Below are 5,070 nucleotides of genomic sequence, written 5' to 3'. Positions count from 1 at the left end.
GCTCGACGTGCTGGAGTTGCTCGACGTGCTGGAGCTGCTCGATGTCGACGACGACGAATCCGAGGAAGCATCGGCACTGGCAGCGGTGCTGCTCGAAGCCGGCGAAGCAGCGCTGGAGGTCTTGCGGGAGTCGGTCGCATAGAAGCCGGAGCCCTTGAAGACAATGCCGACGGCATTGAAAATCTTGCGCAGTGACCCGCCGCAGTCCGGGCAGATCGTCAGGGGGTCATCAGTGAACTTCTGAAAGGCCTCGAGATCGTTGTGACAGCCCTGGCAGCGGTACTGGTAAGTAGGCATCCTGATCAGCTTTCGATATCGTCCCGGTGGCGATGGGATGCTCGATCGTGCTAGCACTCGCCATCTCCGATTGCCAATGATAACGCCTCGTCGGCGGATGGCCATTCCGGTTCGGTGGCTGGTTGCTGTGGGTTGCCGTGGGCCCGGTGACCAACCAGATGTCCGACGGCAGGCATCAATACGGACTTCGACCGGCCGCGATCGCAGTCCGAATGGTGCGGGTGGGCGTCACCAGCCAGTCGACGGGCTGGTCGTGCGGTTCGGTCGGCACGGTACGGATCTCGTCGTCGTTTAGCAGCACGATGACCGGTACCACCGCCCGCCGGTGCGGCAGCGCCCGGTCGAACCAGCCGCCCCCGGTACCCATCCGGCTTCCGTCGGCACCCGCGCACAATGCGGCCGCGATCACCACGTCAGCCTGCTCCAAGGCTTCGGCGCCCAAGCCGGGGCCGGCCGGGTCTGGAATCCCGAATACGCCATCGACAAGCTCATTCATCCCGCAGAACCAGGCCCATTCCGGTTCGCGAGGAGGTTGCCGAGGGCACCCGTCGTCACGGCGGCCGAGTTTGGGTGCCAGCACCCGATAGTCATCGGCGAGCGCAGCAACCAGGTCGAGTGTGCCGGGCTCGCCGGGCCGCGAGAGATAGCAGGCCACCACCCCCGCGGGCCCCGGATCGTCCAGCAACTGCGAGACCAATGAGATGACCCTGGCGTCGCGCAGGCGATCGTCCGCCCGCTGCCGTTCGATAGGCCGAGCTGCCCGCGAGCGCCGGATCTCGGCTCGGATCTGGTCGCGAAGGGAGCCGGCCTGATCCGATCGGGGGAGCATTCACCTATCGTAGGGCCATGCGCTTGTTCAAACGTCGCAGCGAAATCGCCGAAACCAGTGGGCCGGTCGAGGCCGAGCCCACCGCCAAGCTGCCCGATCCCCCCGGCACCGATGCCCAGGGGCGCCGCAGCGTCACCGATCAACGCGACTACCTGCTCTCGCTGATCAATCCGCTGCCCGCCTTCGGCATGTACCTGCTGGACGCCTGGGGTACCGCGGTCTGCGAGGACATCATCGCCGACAGCAACCTGCCCGCGGACGATCTCGTCGCCACTAGCGGATACGCCGTCCGGGTGGACGATCTGCAAGCAATCGACGAAGCGGGCGGCGCGAAGCTCAAGGTGCGCGACGACGACAAGGTCTTCAAGGTCGGATCGGCGATCCGGGTACGCGCCGGCCAGCCGCTGCCCGATGGAGCCGATGCCGTGATCTCCGAAGACGACGCCGAACTCAACGGAACCACGCTGTCGGTGACCCGCGCGGTGAAGCCCGGCGATCATGTGCGCTGGAGTGGCTCAGAGGCCCGCGCGGGCGTGCCCATCCTGCGCTCGGGTGAGCGTCTGGACGCCCGCCGAAGCGCTCTGCTGGCGCTGGCGGGTGTCGACCGGGTGCTCGCTCGTCCGCGACCGCGCGCCGTGGTGCTGAGCATCGCCGGGGACGACCGGACCCGGGCCGATGTGGAATCGCCGCTATTGGCGGCCGCGCTCAAGGCCGACGGCGCGCAGGTCTGGCGCGTGAGCAACGCCAACGGCACCGATCGTGAGCTTCAGGACGTGATCAGCGACCAGCTGATTCGCGCCGACATAGTGGTGGTCTCCGGTGAGCTGGGCGCCGAGGCGCAACTGCCCCGGGTGGTCTCGTCGATGGGGCTGACCGATCTGGCCGATGTCGCCTGCCAGCCGGGCGGACGCATCGGATTCGCCATCGTCGGTGATGACGAGATTCCGCTGATCATGCTGCCGAATGAGGCGGTCGCCGCATACAGCGGCTACCAACTCTTCGTCCGGCCGCTCGTCCGCAGGCTGATGGGGGCGCCGGTGGTCACCAGGCCCACGGTGAACTGCCTTGCCGGAGGCGAAATGCGGGGGCGTGAGGGAGTCGTCTCGCTGCAGCTGGGCACGGTCCGCGAGCAGCAGGGCGAGAAGGTCGTCGTCCCGCTCGGCAACCCGGATCATCCGCGGCTGAGCGATCTGGTGAGTGCGGACGCGCTGGTCGTCCTCGACCAGACGGGCCCGGTCGTGTCGCTCGGCGAGCGTGTGGGTTGCTGGCTGCTCAATGACTGATGGGGGTGGGTCCCAGGCTCCGGTCGCGGGCTGGCCGACAGGTGTGGTGCTGCCCTCCCGGCACAGCTGGCCGGTGACGGTGCGCGCCGGGGCGGTCGTGCTGCGTCCGCTGACCAGACGCGACGAGCCGGCCTGGGACCAGGTGCGGACGTCCAACTATGCGTGGACCTGCGAGTGGGATGCGACGATGCCTCCGGATGCGGAGCATCATCCGATGCCTTATCGCAGCTGGCTTCGTCAGGTGGGCAAGCAGGCCAAGGCAGGCCAGTCGCTGCCCTGGGCGCTGGCGGTGGATCCGGGCTGGCCGGGGTGCCCGGAGTCGACCGAGCGGACGCGGCTGGTGGGGCAGGTGACGGTCTCGAACATCCTGGCCGGTTCTGCCAGGTCGGCTGTGATCGGCTACTGGATCGACGAGAAGCTCGCTGGACGAGGCCTGGTGCCAGCGGCTGTCGCGCTGGCCTGCGACTATTGCTGGCAGGTGATGCGGCTGCATCGCATCGAGATCTGCATCCGCCCGGAGAACGCACCCAGCCTGCGGGTGGTCGAAAAACTCGGCTTCCGCGAAGAGGGGCTGCGTCCGCGGTTTTTGCACATCAACGGCGATTGGCGTGACCATCGGGTCTTTGCGCTCAACCGCGACGAGGTGCCCGGCGGCCTGCTGAACAGGATCTTTCCGGACGGGCAGCTGCCGAGGCTCAATCGGTGAAGATCAAACTCAGGGCTTAAACCCGCGACCGCGCGGCGCGCCTGGCTGATCGGCCGAGGACTGGGCCCTAGTTTGGGTCGCGTGATGACAGGAGTGATCTTCGGGGCAATCGTTGTCGTGTGGCTGATCATTCTTGTGCCGCAATACCTTGGACAGCACGACCAGGGCAGCCGGTTGGATGAGCGGACGATCGACGAGTTCGCCGATTCGATGCGGGTGATCCGTCGCAGCGGTCCGGCCGAGCCGGACTTCTTGGCCGACTCGGGCGCTGGGGTTTCAACCCCGCACACTCGCCGCGCCGCCCGCCGCGATCTGCGCGCGATCTCCGAGACCGCGATGCGGCGGCGCAAGAACGGCCTGCTGGTGCATCTGCTCATGCTGGTGGTCGGTGTGGTGCTGCCGTTCGTGCTGCCGATCTCGCATTGGTGGACGGCGCTGCCGGTCGGGCTGCTGATCGGCTGGATGATCCTGAGCCGGCTCAGCGTGGTGACCATCGACCGCATGCTCCAGGCTGAGCGCACCGAGATTGCCTTCGGCAGCGAGGAGATGACCGTGGTGATCGGCAGTTCATCCGGTGTGGAGCGGGACGATATCGCGCCGAAGACCGAGACCGAGCGTTCAATCGAGCTGAGCGGTCCGCTCGCCGAGTCCGTCGGGTCGCTGTGGGATCCGATCCCGGTGACTCCGACGACCTACGTGTCGAAGCCGTTGCTGCCGCGTTCGGTACGGACGATCGACCTGGCGGCTCCGGTTGCGTCGAGCGAACTTGGCGTGCCGGTGACCGCTGAGCGTCCTCTTCCCGGGGTTCGGGAGGTTCGTGAGGTGCGCAGGGCTCAGGACGAACGGCCCCGCGCGATCGGGGAGTAAGGATCGTTCCCCGGTCGTCATCGGCTGCCCGTGCCCACGTCATAGCGGTGTGACCGGTGTCGCACGCTCGACCAGGATCAGGGCGTCATAGCTCGCATTCGGCGTCATCTTCACCGAGTTGAACAACGGGATCCACGCCTGCCATTGCTGAAACTGTTCTCCCGCGCTGGCCATTCGCACCGGATGGCTCAGCAGCTTCCGGCTCTCAGCCGAGGCGGTGGCGAATTCGAGGTAGCCCTCGTTCGTGCCGGCGAAGATGCCACGCAGCGGTGTGCGGTTGGTCAGATTGACCTCCCAACGGTCGGCGCCTTGCCCGCTGAGCAGCGTGCTGTGGTGCAGGTCGGTGCCGATGACGCGGTAGCCGTCGCCGTACTCGTCCGCGAGCAGGCTGCCCAGGTCGAGACCACCGAACGCGATGGAGGCCTTGTCGACGTGACCGTTATGGGCGAAGAGCAAGGAGTGCTCGTTGCCACGTGCGCGCTCTTCGTCGACCGTGCGCGCGACGTTGGTGGCCATGATCTGGGCGCGCACCGCAAAGTACTCCGGGTCGCTCGCGTCGATGAGATCGAGGTGCTGGCTCAGTGCCGTGGACGCATTGAGTGCGTGTGCTCGTCCGTCGGTATCGGGTGTGGTCTCGATCGCCGCGATGAGCTGCCCGATCACCGGACGCATGGATGCCGCGTCCGGGGCGTCGCTGTCATCGGTCCAGCCGGCGAGCTGATCTCCCAGCTGCTCGGCCGTCGGCGCGTCGTATTCGGCGAGCCGGTCCAGGGCGATCTGTTTGGACGCATCGGTTCGTTGCGTGTCGACCCCGACCAGGCGAATGCGCTGGTCCGCTGGCAGTCCGGCGTTGTGGTCGCGCAGCCATTGCAGCAACTCGGCCATCTGCTCGGTGTGGTTGATGCGGAATCCGAATTGACGGGCGGCATCCTGCGCGGTGCCGGCGCCTCCCTGAACGAAGTCGTCAACGAGGGAAGTATTGCCATAGTCCTCTTCGAGCATGATCGCCTTGAACTGCGGCAGTTTTTGCACCAGACCGAGACGTTCCAGCTGGAACTCGGCATTGCCATGGGTGGCCTCGCCGAGCG

General features: G+C 66.8%; 6 protein-coding genes. 3 read left to right on the top strand and 3 right to left on the bottom strand.

Going from position 1 to position 5,070, the window contains the following annotated elements; all coding sequences use genetic code 11:
* Together AAFP05_RS07750 and AAFP05_RS07745 are read right to left on the bottom strand one after the other, a co-directional pair.
* On the bottom strand, nucleotides 1–297 hold a 297-nt coding region (locus AAFP05_RS07750; protein ID WP_341729314.1), incomplete at its 3' end, for an FmdB family zinc ribbon protein.
* Nucleotides 298–472: 175 nt separating this feature from the next.
* The gene (locus AAFP05_RS07745) at nucleotides 473–1,126 is read right to left on the bottom strand and encodes a 5-formyltetrahydrofolate cyclo-ligase (protein ID WP_341729286.1); all 654 of its coding nucleotides are present in this window, start codon (nucleotides 1,124–1,126) and stop codon (nucleotides 473–475) included.
* 17 nt (nucleotides 1,127–1,143) lie between these two features.
* Here AAFP05_RS07745 and glp point away from each other — a divergent pair, with 17 nt between their 5' ends.
* The 3 genes from glp to AAFP05_RS07730 all read left to right on the top strand — a co-directional run bounded on the left by glp (nucleotide 1,144) and on the right by AAFP05_RS07730 (nucleotide 3,982).
* Nucleotides 1,144–2,409, top strand: coding sequence for a gephyrin-like molybdotransferase Glp (glp, locus tag AAFP05_RS07740; RefSeq protein ID WP_341729285.1), 1,266 nt, complete (start codon nucleotides 1,144–1,146; stop codon nucleotides 2,407–2,409).
* Nucleotides 2,402–3,115: a GNAT family protein gene (locus AAFP05_RS07735; protein ID WP_341729284.1), complete on the top strand. Its 714-nt coding sequence runs from the start codon at nucleotides 2,402–2,404 to the stop codon at nucleotides 3,113–3,115. Before glp ends, AAFP05_RS07735 begins: the two co-directional genes overlap by 8 nt.
* An 81-nt stretch (nucleotides 3,116–3,196) precedes the next feature.
* The gene (locus AAFP05_RS07730) at nucleotides 3,197–3,982 is read left to right on the top strand and encodes a hypothetical protein (protein ID WP_341729283.1); all 786 of its coding nucleotides are present in this window, start codon (nucleotides 3,197–3,199) and stop codon (nucleotides 3,980–3,982) included.
* A 39-nt stretch (nucleotides 3,983–4,021) separates the two neighbouring features.
* Here AAFP05_RS07730 and AAFP05_RS07725 read toward each other — a convergent pair.
* Nucleotides 4,022–5,070: erythromycin esterase family protein (locus tag AAFP05_RS07725; RefSeq protein WP_341729282.1), on the bottom strand; the 1,049-nt coding region annotated here is incomplete at its 5' end.

The organism is Brooklawnia sp., from assembly GCF_032229645.1.
In the GTDB taxonomy this organism is placed as follows: Bacteria; Actinomycetota; Actinomycetes; order Propionibacteriales; family Propionibacteriaceae; genus Brooklawnia.
The sequence above is the reverse complement of the archived record's forward strand: the minus strand, read 5'-3'. Positions and strand labels throughout refer to the sequence as shown.